At 63.3% G+C, this 18,637-nt stretch carries 17 protein-coding genes and 3 tRNA genes; 15 read left to right on the top strand and 5 right to left on the bottom strand.

All coding sequences use genetic code 11. From position 1 onward, the window contains the following. The first annotated feature begins 203 nt into the window (after positions 1-203). On the top strand, positions 204-1,646 hold the full coding sequence (gene pyk / locus GFD25_RS05035) for a pyruvate kinase (RefSeq protein WP_163230565.1): 1,443 nt from the start codon (positions 204-206) through the stop codon (positions 1,644-1,646). A gap of 128 nt (positions 1,647-1,774) precedes the next feature. Here pyk and GFD25_RS05030 read toward each other — a convergent pair whose 3' ends face one another. Further along, positions 1,775-2,377, bottom strand: a complete 603-nt coding sequence (locus GFD25_RS05030) for an NUDIX domain-containing protein (protein WP_163230562.1) — start codon at positions 2,375-2,377, stop codon at positions 1,775-1,777. A gap of 46 nt (positions 2,378-2,423) precedes the next feature. Further along, positions 2,424-2,603, bottom strand: a complete 180-nt coding sequence (locus tag GFD25_RS05025; protein WP_163230560.1) for a hypothetical protein — start codon at positions 2,601-2,603, stop codon at positions 2,424-2,426. Between the two features lie 28 nt (positions 2,604-2,631). On the opposite strand from GFD25_RS05025, the gene GFD25_RS05020 reads away from it, so the two are divergent. From GFD25_RS05020 to glgX, 6 genes are all read left to right on the top strand, one after another. Further along, positions 2,632-2,705, top strand: a tRNA-Leu gene (locus tag GFD25_RS05020). A 113-nt stretch (positions 2,706-2,818) separates the two neighbouring features. Continuing rightward, entirely contained in the window at positions 2,819-3,613 is a 795-nt protein-coding gene (locus tag GFD25_RS05015; RefSeq protein ID WP_163230558.1) for an ANTAR domain-containing response regulator, read from the top strand. Then, the gene (gene polA / locus GFD25_RS05010; RefSeq protein ID WP_163230556.1) at positions 3,606-6,455 is read left to right on the top strand and encodes a DNA polymerase I; all 2,850 of its coding nucleotides are present in this window, start codon (positions 3,606-3,608) and stop codon (positions 6,453-6,455) included. Before GFD25_RS05015 ends, polA begins: the two co-directional genes overlap by 8 nt. 58 nt (positions 6,456-6,513) lie before the next feature. After that, entirely contained in the window at positions 6,514-7,410 is an 897-nt protein-coding gene (locus GFD25_RS05005) for a Nif3-like dinuclear metal center hexameric protein (RefSeq protein ID WP_163230554.1), read from the top strand. A 31-nt stretch (positions 7,411-7,441) separates the two neighbouring features. Further along, a complete protein-coding gene (locus GFD25_RS05000) occupies positions 7,442-8,026 on the top strand; it encodes an NUDIX hydrolase (protein ID WP_163230552.1) in 585 nt (194 codons plus the stop codon). A gap of 85 nt (positions 8,027-8,111) precedes the next feature. Next, positions 8,112-10,259: a glycogen debranching protein GlgX gene (glgX, locus tag GFD25_RS04995; protein ID WP_204314774.1), complete on the top strand. Its 2,148-nt coding sequence runs from the start codon at positions 8,112-8,114 to the stop codon at positions 10,257-10,259. 32 nt (positions 10,260-10,291) lie between these two features. On the opposite strand, the gene GFD25_RS04990 is transcribed toward glgX, so the two are convergent. Continuing rightward, entirely contained in the window at positions 10,292-11,512 is a 1,221-nt protein-coding gene (locus GFD25_RS04990) for an ABC transporter permease (protein ID WP_163230550.1), read from the bottom strand. Positions 11,513-11,689: 177 nt separating this feature from the next. Here GFD25_RS04990 and GFD25_RS04985 point away from each other — a divergent pair. From GFD25_RS04985 to GFD25_RS04955, 7 genes are all read left to right on the top strand, one after another. Beyond that, positions 11,690-11,763, top strand: a tRNA-Pro gene (locus tag GFD25_RS04985). Between the two features lie 180 nt (positions 11,764-11,943). Next, a tRNA-Leu gene (locus GFD25_RS04980) sits at positions 11,944-12,031 on the top strand. Between the two features lie 98 nt (positions 12,032-12,129). Further along, on the top strand, positions 12,130-12,519 hold the full coding sequence (locus GFD25_RS04975; RefSeq protein ID WP_163230548.1) for a DUF1304 domain-containing protein: 390 nt from the start codon (positions 12,130-12,132) through the stop codon (positions 12,517-12,519). A 59-nt stretch (positions 12,520-12,578) separates the two neighbouring features. Beyond that, complete coding sequence (locus tag GFD25_RS04970; protein WP_163230546.1) at positions 12,579-13,073, top strand: GNAT family N-acetyltransferase; 495 nt, start codon at positions 12,579-12,581, stop codon at positions 13,071-13,073. A gap of 8 nt (positions 13,074-13,081) precedes the next feature. Continuing rightward, positions 13,082-13,591: a P-loop NTPase family protein gene (locus GFD25_RS04965; protein ID WP_163230544.1), complete on the top strand. Its 510-nt coding sequence runs from the start codon at positions 13,082-13,084 to the stop codon at positions 13,589-13,591. Positions 13,592-13,774: 183 nt separating this feature from the next. After that, positions 13,775-13,951 carry a hypothetical protein gene (locus GFD25_RS04960; protein ID WP_163230542.1) on the top strand — a complete coding sequence of 59 codons (177 nt, stop codon included), beginning with the start codon at positions 13,775-13,777 and terminating at the stop codon, positions 13,949-13,951. Positions 13,952-14,112: 161 nt separating this feature from the next. Beyond that, positions 14,113-14,661 (top strand): type 1 glutamine amidotransferase domain-containing protein, encoded by a 549-nt coding sequence (locus tag GFD25_RS04955; protein ID WP_163230540.1) that lies wholly within the window; start codon positions 14,113-14,115, stop codon positions 14,659-14,661. Positions 14,662-14,672: 11 nt separating this feature from the next. On the opposite strand, the gene GFD25_RS04950 is transcribed toward GFD25_RS04955, so the two are convergent. After that, the gene (locus GFD25_RS04950; RefSeq protein ID WP_204314773.1) at positions 14,673-15,557 is read right to left on the bottom strand and encodes a hypothetical protein; all 885 of its coding nucleotides are present in this window, start codon (positions 15,555-15,557) and stop codon (positions 14,673-14,675) included. Positions 15,558-15,627: 70 nt separating this feature from the next. Between GFD25_RS04950 and aroA the strand changes: the two genes are divergently transcribed. Further along, on the top strand, positions 15,628-16,983 hold the full coding sequence (gene aroA, locus GFD25_RS04945) for a 3-phosphoshikimate 1-carboxyvinyltransferase (protein ID WP_163230538.1): 1,356 nt from the start codon (positions 15,628-15,630) through the stop codon (positions 16,981-16,983). Between the two features lie 203 nt (positions 16,984-17,186). Here aroA and GFD25_RS04940 read toward each other — a convergent pair whose 3' ends face one another. Beyond that, positions 17,187-18,416, bottom strand: a complete 1,230-nt coding sequence (locus tag GFD25_RS04940; protein ID WP_163230536.1) for an acetate/propionate family kinase — start codon at positions 18,414-18,416, stop codon at positions 17,187-17,189. Positions 18,417-18,637 lie beyond the last annotated feature (221 nt).

Below are 18,637 nucleotides of genomic sequence, written 5' to 3'. Positions count from 1 at the left end.
GTGAACAATGCAAAACCCGTTGTGCGAACCCTTGTCGCGCAACGGGTTTTGCATTATCGGACAGCCTTGCGCTACAATAATGTGAGCGCTCACAACACACCGCGGAAAACAGTGGCCGTGTTCGTCGTGTGCTAGTACACTGAACCTCGGCAGCCGGGTCATTCCGACTCCGGCAAACACAAGATAGGAATAGGCAGGCATTCATGCGTAAAGCCAAGATCGTTGACACCATCGGTCCCGCGACCGAATCCCTTGAGGGCATTACCAAGCTCGTCGAGGCGGGTATGGACGTCGCTCGTCTGAACCGCTCCCACGGCACCCCGGAGGATCATCTTCGCGTCTACAACAACGTGCGCGAAGCCTCCAAGGCCACCGGCCGCAACGTCGCCGCGCTGGTCGATCTGCAGGGTCCGAAGATTCGCTGCGGATGGTTCAAGAAGAACGCCGAGGGCGAGGACAAGGTCCAGCTCCAGCTTGGCCAGGAATTCATCATCACCACCGATGACGTCGAGGGCGACGAGCACATCACCTCCACCACCTTCAAGGGCCTGCCGGGCGACTGCCACCCGGGCGACCCGATCCTGATCGACGACGGCAAGGTCCGTCTCGAGGTCACCAAGGTCGAGGGCAACAACGTGTACACCAAGGTCGTCGTGGCCGGTCCGGTGTCCTCCCACAAGGGCATCAACCTGCCGGGCGTCGCCGTCTCCCTGCCGGCTCTGACCGAGAAGGACGAGGCCGACCTGCGCTGGGCCATCCGCACCGGCGCCGACATCATCGCCATGTCCTTCGTGCGCTTCGCCACCGACATCGACCGCGCCCACGAGATCATGGACGAGGAAGGCCGTCGCATCCCGATCGTCGCCAAGATCGAGAAGCCGCAGGCCCTCGAGAACCTCGAGGAGATCGTCAAGACCTTCGACGGCGTCATGGCCGCCCGTGGCGACATGGCCGTCGAGTGCCCGCTCGAGGAGGTCCCGCTGGCCACCAAGCGCATCATCGAACTGGCCCGCCAGTACGCCAAGCCGGTCATCGTGGCCACCGAAGTCCTCGGCTCCATGGTCCACTCCCCGGTTCCGTCCCGTGCCGAGGCGTCCGACTGCGCCAACGCCGTCCTCGACGGCGCCGACGCGACCATGACCTCCAACGAGACCGCCGTCGGCGAGTACCCGACCGAGACCGTCGCCACCATGTCCCGCATCTCCGGCTTCGCCACCGAGCACGGCTTCGACCGCATCCCGGAGCTGAAGAACCTCGACATGTCCTCCACCGGCGCCGTCTCCTCCGCCGCCGTCGACCTCGCCGACAAGCTCAACGCCAAGGCCATCGTCGCCTACACCCAGACCGGCAACACCGTGCACCGCGTCTCCCGCGAACGTCCGGCCGCCCCGATCTACGGCATCACCAACAACGAGCACACCTACCACTGGCTCGCGCTGTCCTGGGGCACCGAGGCGTTCTACGTCCCGGAGGACTACCACGACAAGTCCCGCAAGGACCTCATGGCCTACACCGATTCCATCCTCAAGAAGGCCGGCAAGGTGTCCGACGGCGACAAGATCGTCGTGCTGAGCTCCGCTCAGGGCGAGCATGCCGCCGGCTCCACCGACACCATCTACGTGCACACCGTCGGCGACGCCGAGTGAGCGTAGCGTCGCCGCGTTGATCGCGTCGACCGCATGACAAGGACCCCGTCCGTTCTGGGCGGGGTCCTTCGCGTTTCATAGCGGTATGCGAGGCATCGTCGGATGCCGGGCATGCTCGGCGACGGCGGTCACTGGCCGAGATTATGCCCCGGCGCCGCATACAGACGCAGGACGGCGATGATCGTCTTGGCGTCCACGATCGTGCCGTTGACCACCATCTCGTACGCTTCGTCCAAAGAGAACAGCCGCACGTCCGGACGCGGCGTCTCCGGTCCGAAGCTGCCGCGGTCCGCAGGGGTCAGACCGGTGGCGAAGAACAGCGACGTATGGTAGGCGGCGAAGCTCGGCATGTTGATGAACCGGCCGAACTGCACGATCGATGACGCGGTGTATCCCGCCTCTTCGCGCAGCTTGCGTGCGGCCACGTCCGCCGTGGACTCGTTGCGCCGTATCGCCTGGCCTCCCGGGATTTCCAGTGTCCAGCGATGGTTGGGGATTCGGTACTGTTCGACCAGGGGGATGCGTCCGTCGTCGGTCTGCGCGAGCACTCCCACGCCGTCGCCGTTGGTGCTTTGCAGGACAAACCGGTCGAACCGTTCGGCCTTGGGCGTGGACAGCGACACCTGGTCGACGTTGAAATAATGCGTCGATACGATCTGCTTGCGGGATTCCTCCTTGAGCGGGGACACCCGCCATGGGTCGAACTTGCGATAGGTCTGCGTGTCGTTCATGATTGCTGAATACCTCCTTGTATGGCGTATTGCCGTGGACTGATTCCTATTGTATGGCGATATGCGGGGCGATATGGTGATCGCGTATGGCGTATCGGTGAATATTCCGCGTCTTTGCGCGTTTTCCCTTGTCGTTCCGGGATCCGACGTTGATGACGATGGAGAGGATCGACAGTGCCGTACGCGCCACGCTGAGGACGATGGCGGTCGCTTCGGTCGTAAACATGTGCTATCCTTCCGTAGGTGCGCCAAACGCCCTCGTATCCCAATTGGTAGAGGAAGCAGCCTCAAAATCTGCGCAGTGTGGGTTCGAGTCCCACCGAGGGCACGCAATTCGAGATGTTGGCGGCGCACGAACATCAACAAATGCACGACATAATCTATATTCGGCCGGGCATCGATATGCAGGAATGGCCTGGCTCATCGATGAAAGAGGTTGGCATGGTTGCAAGGAACAAGACCTCGGAAACGCCGGAATCATTGGGTGCGGTGTTGACGGACGATGAACTCAAGGCGGCGGCGCAGGCCGACGACGCGATCGACCAGAACGACGCCGAACAGGAGACCGCCGAGGATCGCCAGCGCACGGTCGTCGTCGCGGAGGATGAATCCGTCAACCGCATGGACCTCGTCGCCATGCTCGAAGACAATGGCTACAAGGTCGTCGGCGAAGCCGCCAATGGTGAGGAAGCCGTCGAGCTGACCCGCAAGTTCCGTCCGGACGTCGTGTGCATGGATGTCAAGATGCCGCGCATGGATGGCATCGCCGCCGCCGGCGTGATCTGCGACGAAAACATCGCGCCGGTCGTCATGCTCACCGCGTTCTCCCAGCCCGATCTGGTGCGTCAGGCCACCGGCGCCGGCGCCATGGCGTACGTGACCAAGCCGTACGAGGAATCCAAGCTGCTGCCGGCCCTCGAGGTCGCCATGGGTCGTTTCGCCGAGATCAACGATCTGCTCGACACCGTTGAGGGCGGCGAGAACAAGCTCAAGAACGCCCAGGAAGAGCTCAAGAAGATGGAGGCCCAGCTCAAGAAGGCCGAGGACACCCTTGAAGAGCGCAAGCTCGTCGACCGTGCCAAGGGCCTGCTGATGGACAAGGCGGACTTCTCCGAGCAGGGCGCCTTCCGCTGGATCCAGAAGACCTCCATGGATCAGCGCATTCCGAAGAAGCGTCTGGCCATGGCCATCATCGCCAAGTACGGCGACCCCAAGCCGGAAAGCAACGATGACTGAGGCGTCGCAAGACACACTTGACACGCGCGGAACACTGCTGGTCGTTGACGGCCATTCGCTAGCGTTCCGCGCGTTTTTCGCTCTGCCCGTCGAGAACTTCAGCACCGCGGCCGGCCTTGCCACCAACGCGGTGTGGGGATTCGCGACGATGCTTTCCCAGGTCATCGAAGCCGAAAAGCCCGACCATCTCGCCGTCGCGTTCGACGTCAAGGGCGGCACCTTCCGCAACGAGATGCTGCCCCAGTACAAGGGCACGCGCGATGCCGCCCCCGAGGACCTGCTCGCCCAGCTGCCGCTGATCCAGGATATGCTCAGGGCTCTCGGCGTCACCTACATCGAAAAGCCCGGCTATGAGGGCGACGACGTGATCGGCACGCTCGCCACGATGGGCGCCGACGCCGGCTATCACACGCTGGTGCTGTCCGGCGACCGCGACGCCTTCCAGCTGGTCAGCGACCGGATCACCGTGCTGTATCCCGGCCACCATTTCAAGGACCTCAAGCACATGACCCCCGAACAGATCGAGGAGAAATACCATGTGCGGCCGGATCAGTATCCCGATCTGGCGGCCCTGCGCGGCGAAACGGCCGACAACATCCCCGGAGTGCCGGGGGTGGGTGACGGATTCGCCGCCAAATGGATCAACCAGTACGGCGGCCTCGACGGCATCATCGAACATGCCGACGAGATCAAGGGCAAGAAGGGCGAAGCCCTGCGCGAAAGCATCGATCAGGTCAGGCTCAACCGCAAGGTCAACGCGCTCGTACGCGACCTTGACCTCGGTGTGGGTCTGAACGACCTGACCTTCGGTTCGGTGGACGTCGGCGCGCTGGACGCGCTGTTCAAGAAGCTCGAATTCGGCGCGCGCACGCGCAGCAAGGTGCTCAAGACCTTCAACGCCGGCACGACGGTGCCGTCCCATGACGGCGAGCCGGCTCCCGGCGACGTCGCATCGCTGAAGCTGCCCGAAGAAACCGTGGCCGAAAGCGCGGAGGACATCACGCGCTGGAAGGACGAACGTTTCTCCGATTCCCGGAGGGCCGAGCGACCCGCGGGATCCTCCGCGAACGAGGGGAACGAGGAGCGCGAGCATGTCTCCGGCGTCGCCGGCGCGACCTCGTGGGTCCTGCTTGCCGAAGGCAACTCCAAGCCCGGGGAAGGACGTCTCGACCGGATCGCACTGCTGGACGGTGATCAGGCGCTCATCATGAACGCCCCGATCACGCCGGACATGGCCCGCATCCTGCAGGACCTGCTCGACCGTCACCACGGCACGTTGACCGTGCACGGCTACAAGGAGCACCTGCACATGCTCGAAGCGGCCGGACTGCGGCTGCCGACTCCCGCGTTCGACACCAAACTCGCCGGATACCTCGCCCACCCGGACTTCCATGCCGACACGCTCGAACAGGCGGCGGCGCATTTCCTTGACCTGCATATCGAGGACAACGGGAAGGAAGCCGTACAGGGCCTGCTTGATCTCGGCGACGAGACCGAGTCGACGGGGGAGGACACGCGATCGCGCCTGCTCACCCACATCGCCATCGTGCGTGCGCTCGCCGAGCATCTCGCCCCGTTGCTGGAGCGTCGCGAACAGACCCATCTGCTGTCGTCGATCGAACTGCCGGTATCACGCGTGCTGCATGGCATGGAGGACGCCGGGGCGCAAGTGGACATGAGCCGGCTCGTCGCCATGCGCGACCAGTTCGCCGCCGATGCGCGTCAGGCGCAGGAGACCGCATGGGACTGCGCGGGCAGCCGCGTGAACCTGCAGAGCCCCAAGCAGCTGCAGAAGGTGCTGTTCGAGGACATGGGCCTCAAAGCCACCAAGCGCACCAAATCCGGTTCGTACACGACCAATGCGTCCGTGCTGCAGGACCTGTACGTCAAATACGTCGACGACGAACGGGCCAACGGATTCCTCGGCGCGTTGCTTCGGCATCGTGAGACGAACAAGCTCAAGCAGATCGTCCAGACGCTCATCGACGCGACGAATCCGCAGGACGGTCGCATCCACACCACGTTCGAGCAGACCGTGGCCGCGACCGGACGTCTGAGCTCGGTCGATCCGAACCTGCAGAACATCCCGAATCGCAACGACGCAGGCCGCGAGATCCGGTCCGCGTTCGTGCCCGGCGACGGATACGTGTCCCTGCTCAGCTGCGACTATTCGCAGGTCGAGCTGCGCATCATGGCCGACCGCTCCGGCGACGAGGCGCTGATCGAAGCGTTCCGTTCCGGCACGGACTTCCACCGCTACGTGGCCTCGCTCGTCTACGGCGTGCCGGTCGACCAGATCACGCCCGACCAGCGCAGCCACGTCAAGGCGATGAGCTACGGCCTGGCATATGGCCTGAGCACGTATGGGCTCGCCCAACAGCTCAAGATCAGGCCCGGCCACGCCGAAGAGCTCAAGGCCAAGTACTTCGCCACGTTCGGCAAAGTGCACGAGTACCTCGAATCATTGGTGGCCGACGCCCGGGCCAACGGATACACCGAGACGATGTTCGGCCGGCGCCGGTATTTCCCGGGATTGTCGTCGACGAGCCGTGCCGTCCGCGACGCCGCCGAACGAGCGGCGCTCAACGCGCCGATCCAAGGATCCGCGGCGGACATCATGAAGATCGCGATGATCCACGCCGACCGGGCGTTGCGGGAAGCCGGCGTGAAGAGCCGGATCATCCTGCAGATCCACGATGAACTCGTGGTGGAGATCGCCCCCGGCGAGGCCGAGCAGGTAAGCGGGCTCGTCGCCGACGCCATGGAGCATGCGGTCGACCTGTCCGTGCCGCTGGACGTGTCCACCGGCATCGGCGACGACTGGCAGCTCGCCGCGCACTGATTTTCCGTGGTCCGGCTTTTCCTACGGGAAGCCGGACCGTTTGTACAAAGGAGCTTTGATGGCCACGCTGAAACAGGTCGTCGACGTATTGGAAACGCTGTATCCGTTGCGTTACGCGGAGGATTGGGACGAGCCCGGTCTGATCGTAGGCGATCCGACCGCATCCGTCACGCGCATCGTCTTCGCGGCCGATCCGACTTCGGACGTGATTGACGCGGCGATCGAACGCGGAGCTGACCTGCTGGTATGCCATCACCCTCTGCTGTTCCGTTCGGTGCATCAGGTGTCCGGACTGGGCGTGCGCGGCGACATCGTACGCCGGCTGTACCAGGCCGGCTGCGCGCTGTGGGTCGGCCACACCAACGCCGACGCCGCAGTGCGCGGCGTCGGTCAGGCCGCGGCCGACATGTTCGGACTGATCGACCAGCATCCGCTCGTGCCGATCCGGGACGATATGGCCGATGCCGCGGGATACGAGGTCGGTCTGGGGCGCGTCGGACGTCTCAGTAAGCCGATGCGGTTCGAAGCGTTCGTCCGCCATGTCGCCGATGCGCTGCCCCGCACCGAACTCGGCGTTCAGGCGTGCGGGCCGCTTGACCAGATGGTCGAAACGGTGACGGTGCTGCCCGGTTCGGGCGATTCGCTGTTCGATGAAGTGCGCGCCAGCGGCGTCGACGTGTACGTGACCAGCGACCTGCGGCACCATCCGGCCACCGATGCGATCGAACAGGCCCGATACGAGGCGCGGATGCGCCGCAACGGCATCCCGCTGGGCCAGGGCGACGGACGGGTGCGCCCACTGCTCGTCAACACGCCGCATTCCGCCATCGAGTCGCTGTGGTTCCGCTACGCGATCGACGACGTGTCGAATGCGGTGGAACGGGTGACCGGAGAACGGCCGGACGTCGAATGGCTGCACATGAACACCGATCCGTGGACGCTGTCCATCGCATGACGGCCGCACGGGAAAGGGAATCAGACAGATCATGCATGACGTTATCGATATGAACGCGCCGGTCGAGGTGCGTTCGCGGGAAACCGTCTACCGCGGTGCCATCTTCTCGGTCGAGGACATGACCATCGCATTGCGCACACGTGACGGCGGCACCGTCGACATACGACGGCAGGTGCTGCGCCACGCGCCCTGCGTCGTCATGCTCGTTCATGACGAGACATCCGACCGGTATCTGGTCGAACGCGAATACCGGGTCGGTTCGGACAGGTTCGCCTACGGCATTCCGGCGGGACTGATGGACGACGGCGAGGATCCCCGCTCGGCCGCGCTGCGCGAACTCGCCGAGGAAACGGGCGTCGTACCGGACGGCGACGACGCCCTGACCATCGACCATGTCGGCGACTACTACTCGTCGGAAGGCATGACCGACGAACTCGCCCACATCATGGTCATGCACCTGCGTCGCTACACGACCGTGCCCCGCCATCTCGACGCCGACGAGCACGTCGACACCACGTGGGTCGGATGGGACGAGCTGCTCGCCCTGCCCGTCACCGCGTCCAATTCGATCATCGCGATTCAGCACGAGCGCATACGTCGTATGAACGAGTCGTGAATAATCGACGATCAATAAGCCGAAAGCCTGCATACGCACACGCAGGTGTCGGCAAACTTCATGATGAGGTGAGATACTGTACTCTATGCAAGTCAGACCAGGTTTGATGTATCCGCTCGGCGCCAGCTACGACGGCGCCGGCGTGAATTTCGCCCTCTTCTCCCAAGTCGCCAGCAAGGTCGAGTTATGTCTGTTCGATGACGACGACAACGAGACCCGTATCGAGATGACCGAACAGAACTCGTACGTATGGCACAACTACATCCCGGGACTTCAGCCCGGTCAACGGTACGGATACCGCGTCTACGGTCCGTACGACCCGGATCGTGGATTGAGGTGCAATTCGAGCAAGCTCCTGCTCGACCCGTACGCCAAGGCCATCGAAGGCAACATCGACGGGGACGAGAGCCTGTTCTCGTACTGGTTCGCGACACCGGGCGACGCCACGCGGCGCAACGACCTCGACTCCGCGTCGCACACCATGAAATCCGTGGTCGTCAACCCCTACTTCGACTGGAGCAACGACCGTCATCCGCATATCCCGTACCATGATTCCGTCATCTACGAAACGCACGTGCGGGGACTGACCAACCTCAACAGGGACGTGCCGCCGGACATCCGCGGCACCTACGCCGGCCTCGCGTATCCGACCGTCATCGAATACCTCAAGAAGCTCGGCGTCACCGCGATCGAACTCATGCCGATCCACCAGTTCGTCAACGATTCGTTCCTGCAGGAAAAAGGATTGTCGAACTACTGGGGATACAACACGATCGGTTTCTTCGCGCCCCACAACGCCTATTCGTCGTCCGGGGAGCGCGGTCAGCAGGTCAACGAATTCAAGTCGATGGTCAAGGCCTATCATCGCGCCGGCATGGAAGTCATCCTCGACGTGGTCTACAACCACACCGCCGAAGGCAACCACATGGGGCCGACCCTGAGCTTCAAGGGCATCGACAACCAGTCGTACTACCGTCTCGTCGACAACGACCAGCGGCACTACTTCGACACCACCGGCACCGGCAATTCGCTGCTCATGCGCTCGCCGCACGCGCTGCGCCTCATCACCGATTCGCTGCGCTACTGGGTGTCCGAAATGCACGTCGACGGCTTCCGCTTCGATCTGGCCGCCACTCTCGCGCGTCAGTTCCAGGAAGTCGACAAGCTGTCCGCGTTCTTCGACATCGTCGAACAGGATCCGATCATCAGCAGCGTCAAGCTCATCGCCGAACCGTGGGATCTCGGTTCCGGCGGCTACCAGGTCGGCGGCTTCCCGTCCAGCTGGTCCGAATGGAACGGACGCTACCGCGACTGCGTGCGCGACTTCTGGCGCTCGCAGCCGTCCACGCTGCCCGAATTCGCGTCCCGCCTCATGGGCAGCTCCGACCTGTATCAGATGAACGGACGCCGACCGGTCGCCTCCGTGAACTTCATCACCGCGCACGACGGCTTCACCATGAACGATCTCGTCAGCTACAACGAGAAGCACAACGAGGCCAACGGCGAAGGCAACCGCGACGGCGAATCCAACAACCGTTCATGGAACTGCGGCGTCGAAGGCCCGACCACCATCCCGGACGTGCTCGAACTGCGTGAACGGCAGATGCGCAACATGTTCGCCACGCTGCTCGTCAGCCAGGGCATCCCGATGATCTGCGGCGGCGACGAGGTGGCCCGCACCCAGCAGGGCAACAACAACGCGTACTGCCAGGACAACGAGATCTCGTGGACCAACTGGGATCTCAACGACTCGCAGAAGGATCTGTTCGAGTTCGTCTCGAAGCTCATCCACCTGCGTCTCGAACACCCGGTGCTGCACCGTCGCCGGTTCTTCTCCGGCCGCGAGCAGGGGGACGCTCCCGACAAGCTGCCGCAGGTCGAATGGTTCGACCACACCGGTTCGATCATGGACATGGACGACTGGCAGAACACGCACGCGTTCTCGGTGATGATCTACCTCAACGGCTCGAACATCCCGGAAATGGACTATTACGGCAACCAGCTCGTCGACAACGACTTCATCCTCATCTTCAACGCGCACTATGAGCCGATCATGTTCACTCTGCCCGACGAGAAATACGGGCACAAGTGGCAGCTCATCGTGGACACGCACAATCCGAAGGGGCCGGAGCTGAGCTATGAGGCCGGATTCGTGATCACCGCGCAGTCGCGCAGCTTCCTGTTGCTCAAAAGCGCGAAGGATCCGCGCAAGCAGCAGAATCATCTGTTCTAGATGATGGGGAGGCCGGTAGTCCGGCTCTCCCATCAGCGATCCGCAGCCAGTCGGGATTCGATCCTCTCGGCTGGCTGCTTCGTATTTGCCGCATGCTCCACCGCCTGCGCGTCCGCCACGCCGTTGGCCGCGGCCGATGCCGCGATGCCGAGACGTTCGGTCTGTACGCGCACCAGCTGCATCTGCACGCGGTCCGCCTCGATCGCGGCGATCTGCCTGGAGAACACGATGAACCAGCCGAGGAAGAACGCGCAGGCCAGCGCCTCGAGGTTCGTGAGCGTGTCGTAGCCGCGCAGCATGTAGATGCCGAATCCGGCGCAGATCGCGATCGCCAGATCGGAGATCGCGTACATGGCCTTCGGCATGCGTGGGGAGAGCCAAGGCAGCGCCAGCAGCAGCACGCCCATGACGAGCGGCAGGCCCTTCGCGCACACGTTGTGCATGATGTAATGCGGCGTGTAACGGAACACGCCGATGCCGATGAACGCCAGACCGGATACGGTGAGCAGCAACGACAGGATCGCGATGCGGATCGTGAAATGGCTGATCTGCGGATGGTCCATCGCCTCGCCGTACTGCTCATGCCACAGCCTTTCGAGCCGTTGCGTGGTGATGAGTTCGGACACGGCGAAGTAGCTGACGATGATGACGCACGTGCCGGCAAGGATCAGCGTCGCGTTGAACATGTTCGCCGCGAATGTGGTGCGGTCGCCCAGCTGGGAGAAATTGTTGTGGTACCAGTACGGGTCGTCGGTGGTCAGTCCCGCGGTGCTCACGCCGGAGATCACGAAGAACGGCAGCAGTGAGGCGAGCGTCTTCGCGTTCATGAGCTCCGCCTGCACGAACGTCATATAGCCGGCGACCCCTGCGAATCCCGCGCATGCGGCGGGCATGTAGCCGGCGAGCAGATGCATGCCCATCACCGTGTTCACCACGCTGAACAACGCGAATGAGGACAGGAAGATCGTGGCCGCGTACACGACCGACAACGCGAGGATCTCGAAGACGCGGCGGACCGGCACCCACCAGCCGCTTTTCAGCGTGAACGAACGCGAATTGCTCGCATAGCCGATCACGAACGAGATCACGCCGCACGCCGCGATGACGGCCGCGGCGGCCATGAACCGGCGCTGCGTCACCTGCCAGATGGCCGGAGCGAGATCAAGATACAGCTTCATGCCGAAGAACGCGACGATCGCGCAGATGAGGAACGACACCAATCCCAACGTCTCCGCCCGCTGATGCCGTCCCATCGGTTCGTTCCTTTCATGCCGTTGCCGTTCCGCCCTCATTGTAGTAGGAACGTCGGCCGGGATGCCTTCCCGGCGCATGACCTGCGCGTGAACGTGCATGAACGGGAGCGTTCGGTCCATGCGTCCGGTACAATGGATGACTGTCGTTTCGCGCGGTCTGTCCGCGCGCGTCGGCATCGGGGCGTAGCGCAGTTTGGTAGCGCGCCTGCTTTGGGAGCAGGATGTCGCAGGTTCAAATCCTGTCGCCCCGACCGAAAGGCCCTGCTTCTGGTACGGAACGCAGGGCCTTTGTCGTATGCGCGGAGCGCCTATGCGGTGCGGGCCGCGCGAGGGTCTATATTGCAGGCTCGCCGCATCATGCGCGTGTCGTGATTTGACGAAGTCCCGATTGCCCGATACAGTACCTACCTGTTGTCTGAACAACGACACTCGTCCGGGTGGCGGAATGGTAGACGCGCTAGCTTGAGGTGCTAGTGCCTATTTTATACAGGCGTGTGGGTTCAAGTCCCATCCCGGACACGAGCGAGACCCCGTGGAAACACGGGGTCTTCTTGTATCCGCCGTGGCCGTCTGCAATACATGCCGTCCGCGTTCGTCCGAATGAAAGGAACTCACTCATGCTCGTGGCGTCATGCGTGTTCGCGATGCTGGCCGGACTGCTTCACGTGCTGATCTTCGTGCTGGAATCGTTCCGGTGGACCGATCCGAAGACGATGCGGACCTTCTCCATCGACTCGGCCGAGGAAGCCGAAGCGACGAAGGAGATGGCCTACAACCAAGGGTTCTATAACCTGTTCCTCGGCGTCATGGCCTTGGCCGGCGCCGTGACCGTCCTGTCCGGACGGCATGCCGTCGGCATCACGCTGATGTCCGCCGGCACGCTGTCCATGACGCTCGCGGCCGTGGTGCTGTTCACGGGCAGCCCCGACAAGCGCGGAGCGGCCACCAAGCAGTTCGCCTTCCCCGCCCTCGCGCTGGCGTTCCTCGTTCTTTCCGTGATTCTGTAGAAGAGAATCGGATCGGGGCTTTTGCGAGCCTCGGCCGCCCGGTAGTCGAAGGGATATGAGTGGAATCTCCGGTATCATTGCGCATCCGGTCATACCGGTCGGACGATGCCGCCGCGACGATGGACGTGTTCCGGCGAAGCGTCACCGGGATCGCATCGCACGATTACGACGACGAGCAGATTCGCGTATGGGCCGGCAATACGGGAACGCCGACGCAATGGGATATGCGGAGGTCGGCCGTGCATACCTGGGTCGCCGAGACGACGGGTTGCGATCCGGCGGTCGTAGGTTTCATCGACATCGACGACACCGGATACATCGACATGCTGTTCGTCGATCCTTCGGCCGCTCGCCGCGGCGTCGCCTCTCAGCTGCTCGATCATGCGGAACGGTACTCGGCAGCCAACGATATTGCACGACTCTCCGTCCACGCCAGCGTCACCGCGAGACCGTTCTTTCGACGTCACGGATTCCGCACGGTCGAAACACGACGACCGCAGATCGGCAACGTCGTGTTCGTCAACTATCTCATGATCAAGCCGATGCCGGTATGATCGACGTCATGCGCATTGCGATCATCGGATACAGCGGCAGCGGCAAATCGACGTTGGCGAGGAAGCTCGGCGAACGGTTGGCCATCCCGGTCATGTACCTTGACCAAGTACACTGGCTGCCCGGATGGAAAGAACGTGATGATGATGACGCTCGTGCCGTCGTCGCCACGTTCATGAACGATCACGAATCGTGGATCATCGAAGGCAACTATACGAATTTGCTGTATGACGAACGCATGACGCAAGCCGACGTCATCATCGTCATGCTGTTCGGCCGATTCCGATGCTGCGCGCGGGCCGTTCGCCGCTGGCTGCGCTATCGCGGCGCCAGTCGACCGGACATGACGCCGGGCTGTCCGGAGAAGATCGATGCCGAATTCGCGTGGTGGCTGCTCGTCAAGGGACGCAATGCCGCCCGCCGGCAACGATTCGTCGACACGGCGCATGCACATCCCGACACGGCGGTCATCGTACGCAATCCCGCGCAACTTGCCCACGTATACGTCGATATCGGATGATCCGCGGGAACGACCGGCAGTCGGATGCGGCGACGGCTGCGCGACCATATCGGAATCACCGTTGATGCAGACGTCCGTCATGCAATGGGCGTATTGCCGGTATGCGGCAAACGTAGCATCATGATCGTCGGTCATATGTGAGACGCATGGTTGAAACGGTCAGAAAAAGGGAAGGGACGGCATATGGTCACGTCACATCGCAGTCGGGTGGTGATCGTCGGCACGGGCAGCGTCGGCGCGGCGACCGCCGGCGTGGGTGATTTCGTCGACCTGCATCTCGACGAGAACGAACTGGCCAAGTTTCATCGATCCGCACGTATCGTGCGGGAACATTGCGCGATGATCTCGGATCGCCTGTAGGGAGACGCTTGACCCGGGCGACGGCTCCCACATACGTTCGCGCATGCCGATCGTTGACATCGCCGCGACGATGTCCGTGTTCCGCCGTGCCATTGCCGATGGGCGGGCCGATGCGCGGCATAATGGATGGCGGAACCATTCGCATCGTCAAGGAGGAGCCAATGGCCATCGAGAACGCCAAGGTGCTGATCATCGTGAACAACTGGGGCATCGAGGAGACGGAACTGACCCGTCCGCTGCGCGACCTCAAGGCCGCGGGCGCCAAGGTCACGCTCGCCGCGACCGAACTGGAGCCGTGCGAAACCGTGCAGCACGATCGCTACGAAGGAGAGACGCTCACGCCCGACGTGAAGCTGTCCGACGTGCAGGCCGCCGACTACGACCTGCTCGTCGTGCCCGGCGGCACCTGCAACGTCGACCGTCTGCGCGTGAACGAGGACGCGATCAAGCTCGCCCAGGAATTCGCGCACGAAGGCAAGCCGATCGCCGCGATCTGCCACGGCGCATGGCTGCTCGTCAACGCCGGGCTGATGGAAGGCAAGACCGCGTCGCCGTGCCGCTACATCGCCGCCGACATCGAAAACGCGGGCGGTCATTACGTCAACGAGGAAGTGACCGTCGACGATGCGAACGGCTGGCGGTTCATCACCTCGCGCACGCCAGCCGACCTCGACGCGTTCGTCGGCGCGATCAAGGACACGCTCGCCTGAGGCATATCCCGTCACACGACGAAGCGCAGGTAGGTGCGATCGTCGAAGGACTCCTGACCGGGGGCGAAGCCCTTCGTGGTGCGATAGTCGCGGATCAGCTGTGGGTCGTCGCGATGCAGACGGTCCAGTTCCCGCTCCGATTCGGCAAGCGTCGGACGCAGCAGGGGATAGCCGTCCGAGGCGAGCACCACCTCGTCGCCCGGATTGATGGGAACCGTACGGATCGGATACGTCGGGTCGGTGAACCCGTCGAACACGAAATATCCGTATTCGCCGCGCCGGTTCGCGAACCGCGACTGCAATCGCAGGAACGGCAGGATCATGTCACGGGCCGGATCGTCCGCGTCATGCGCCTCTGCACGGCCGGCAACGCCGGATGCCGCTGACGACGTCGTCGTATCGCCATCCTGCGTGCGGTCCGACCCGTCACCGCCCACCGCCAACGCCTGCGCGGCGAACGATCGCAATGCTCCCAACAACTTGTCCACGTGTTTCACCGTCGGCGTCTGCACGCCGTTCACCATGATCTGGCAGTCGCCGAACAGCCACGCCTCATGCCGCGCCGCACTGTAGACCACCGCATTCGCCTGCAAACGCTCCCACGGTTCACGCTCAAACATCATTGCATCGCCATCGACTGTCGCATACCGCGCTCGCAAACGACCATCCAGACATGACTGCACCTGCCGCATCGTCGCATCCGCAGGCAAGCCGGCAATCGCGGCCAGCAGCAAATCCTTCGCGACAACCCCGCCGCTCGGCAGCCACAACCGCCGCACGCTTTTGCTCGTCACCCCATCGACCACGGCAGCAAACCCATCCGTAACGATCAGCCCGTCCTCGTTCAACGACTGATCCGTCTTCTTGCCCCGGCAGAACCGTTCGATCACACGCATGCCTCAACCATAGCGCGCGAACGCGGACGCATGATCGCCATATACCGTCGAACCCGATACGATACATCGTATGAACGAAACGACCTATCCCGATCCCTGGCCCGCACCAACGGCGAACGGGCCGATCAACGCCACCGTCACCATCCCCGGCAGCAAATCGCTGTCCAACCGCTATCTGATCCTCGCCGCGCTCGGCTCCAAACCGGTAAAACTCGTCGGCCTGCTGCGCTCGCGCGACACCGAACTCATGATGGGTGCGCTTGAGGCGCTCGGCGTGCGCTGCGACGTCGATCCGAACGTCGAGACCACCGTCACCGTCACGCCGCCGGAAAACGGCCGGTTCCGCGGCAACGTCGACGTATACTGCGGTCTTGCCGGCACGGTCATGCGCTTCGTGCCCGGTCTGGCGCTGTCCGCAGACGGGCCGGTACGTTTCGACGGCGACGAACAGGCGTACGCGCGTCCGATGAAGCCGGTGCTCGACGGGCTTGAACAGCTCGGCGCGACCATCGACTACCACGGAGAGACCGGACGCCTGCCGTTCACGATCACACCGCCCGCGCGGTTGCCGGGCGTTGACGGCGGCGCCGGCGTTGCGCATGTCGCGATCGACTCGTCCGGCTCGTCGCAGTTCATCTCCGGACTGTTGCTGATCGGCTCGCGGCTGCCCGGCGGCCTTGAGCTCACGCACACCGGTGAGAAGACACCGAGCCTGCCGCACATCCGCATGACCGTCGCCGACGTGAACAGGGCCGGCGGACACGCGCTCGCCGACGAGGACGCCCGCGTGTGGACGGTGCAGCCGGGCGCGCTGCAGTTGCCGGAACGGGTGGTCGTGGAACCTGACCTGTCGAACGCCGCGCCGTTCCTCGGTGCCGCGCTGATCTCGGGCGGCACGGTGCGCGTGCCGCATTGGCCGATCGAAACGACCCAACCGGGCGGACTACTGCCGGGATATCTGGAACGCATGGGCGCGACCGTCACGTTCCCGGAACACGATGGGATTCGCTACTGTGAGGTGACGGCCGCTGCCGGTGCGGTTCGCGGCCTCGGCGACTTCGATCTGACGGCGGCAGGGGAGATCGCGCCGTCGCTGGCGGCGATTCTCGTATTCGCGGACGCACCCACGCGCATGATCGGCATCGGGCATCTGCGCGGGCATGAGACGAACCGGCTTGAGGCGCTGGTCACTGAGATCCGACGTGTCGGGGGAGAGGCCCGTGAGCTGCCGGACGGCATCGAGATCACACTGGTGCCGCGCGAACGGTTGCACGGTGCGGTGATGGAATCGTACGCCGACCACCGCATGGCCACGTTCGCCGCGATGATCGGACTCGCGGTGCCGGGCGTGGAGATCGTCAACGTGGCGACCACACGAAAGACGCTGCCTGATTTCGTAGGCATGTGGACGGGCATGCTGGCGTAGCATGCTTTCCGCCACGCATCAGGAACGCTGACGGTTTTTGCTCGCTCAGTGACGCTTCAACGAGCAAAAACCGCTGGTAAGAAGATTAAGACACCGGCACATGTGTCGACGGTGACATATGCAACGAGGGGGTGCTGCCGATCCCGTATCGGGAATCAGCAGCACCCCCTCGTGATGTTTCAGTCGTTCAGCGAATCAGCGACTCACTTGGCGAACTTGTTGCCGTAGGTGTCCTCGCCGGCTTCCGCGATGGCGGCGGACTTGCGGGCGATGGCCAGCTCCTCGTTGGTCGGGATCACGGCGATGACCACGGAGGAATCCGGGGTGGAGATGACGCGCGGCTCCTTGGAGCGCTTCGCGTTCTTCTCCTCGTCGAGCTTGACGCCGAACGGGGCGAGCTTGTCGCACACCATCTTGCGCACGATGTCGTCGTTCTCGCCGACGCCGGCGGTGAAGGTGATCACGTCCACACCACCCATCTGGGCGGTGTAGTTGCCGATGTAGCCGACGATGCGGTGCACGTACACGTCGAGGGCCAGCTTCGCGTCCTCGTTGCCCTCGGCCACCAGACGGTGCACCTCGCGCAGATCGCCGAAGCCGGTCATGCCCATCATGCCGGAACACTTGTTGAACAGGGCATCCAGCTCGTCCACGTTCATGTGGGCGTTGCGGATGAGGTGGAACACGACGGCCGGGTCGATGTCGCCGGTACGGCCGCCCATCATCAGGCCCTCAAGCGGGGTCAGACCCATGGAGGTCTCGACCGGCTTGCCGGAGATCTCGGCGGAGGCGGAGGCGCCGTTGCCGATGTGCAGGACGATCTGCTTGAGGCCCTCGGCCGGCTTGCCGACGACTTCCGGCACCACGGAGGAGATGAACTCGTGGGAGGTGCCATGGGCGCCGTAACGGCGGATGTGGTACTGGTCGGCGATCTCCTTGTTCAGCGCGTAGGTGCTGGACGCCTTCGGCAGCTGGAAGAAGAAGGAGGAATCGAACACGAAGATCTGCGGCACATCCGGCAGCAGAGCACGCATGACCTCGGCGCCCTTGGCCTCCGGGCCGTTGTGCAGCGGGGCGAGCACGGCCAGATCCTTGACGGCGTTGATGGTCTTGTCGTTGACCAGCGCCGGCTTCGGGAAGAGGGAACCACCCTGGACCACGCGGTGGCCAACGGCGACGATGTTCGCGTCGGCGAGCTTCGGGCCGTACTCCTCGAAGAAGCCGAGCACGCGCTTCAGGCCCTGCTCGTGATCGTGGATGGGCTCCTCGAGCTCGTGCTTCTCGCCGTTGTACTCGTGCTTGTAGTGGCCGTCGACCGGCTCGCCGATCTTCTCGACGAGGCCGGACGCAAGGCCTTCGCCGGACTCGAGATCAACCAGCTGGTACTTGATCGAGCTGGAACCGGAATTGATGACAAGGACGGTTTTCGCCATTGTGGGCATCCTCCATATTGTTTGCCGTGCCGCGAAACGCGACTTTCCAAATCTTCAGATTACTCGTTGCTTGCTACAAAACGGCCATAGAACGTGCGGTGACCGCGCCGGAGCGGAGATGTTCGTTAACGACACGCTCCGGCGCGGCGCGGCCGAGTCTTACGGTCGTATAACGAACATCCCCGCTCCAGCACTTGATTCGTCGTTACGTCGCGTTCGTT

Origin of the sequence: Bifidobacterium aerophilum (assembly GCF_010667685.1) — a bacterium.
GTDB lineage: Bacteria > Actinomycetota > Actinomycetes > Actinomycetales > Bifidobacteriaceae > Bifidobacterium > Bifidobacterium aerophilum.
This window is presented reverse-complemented; position numbering and strand designations above follow the sequence as displayed.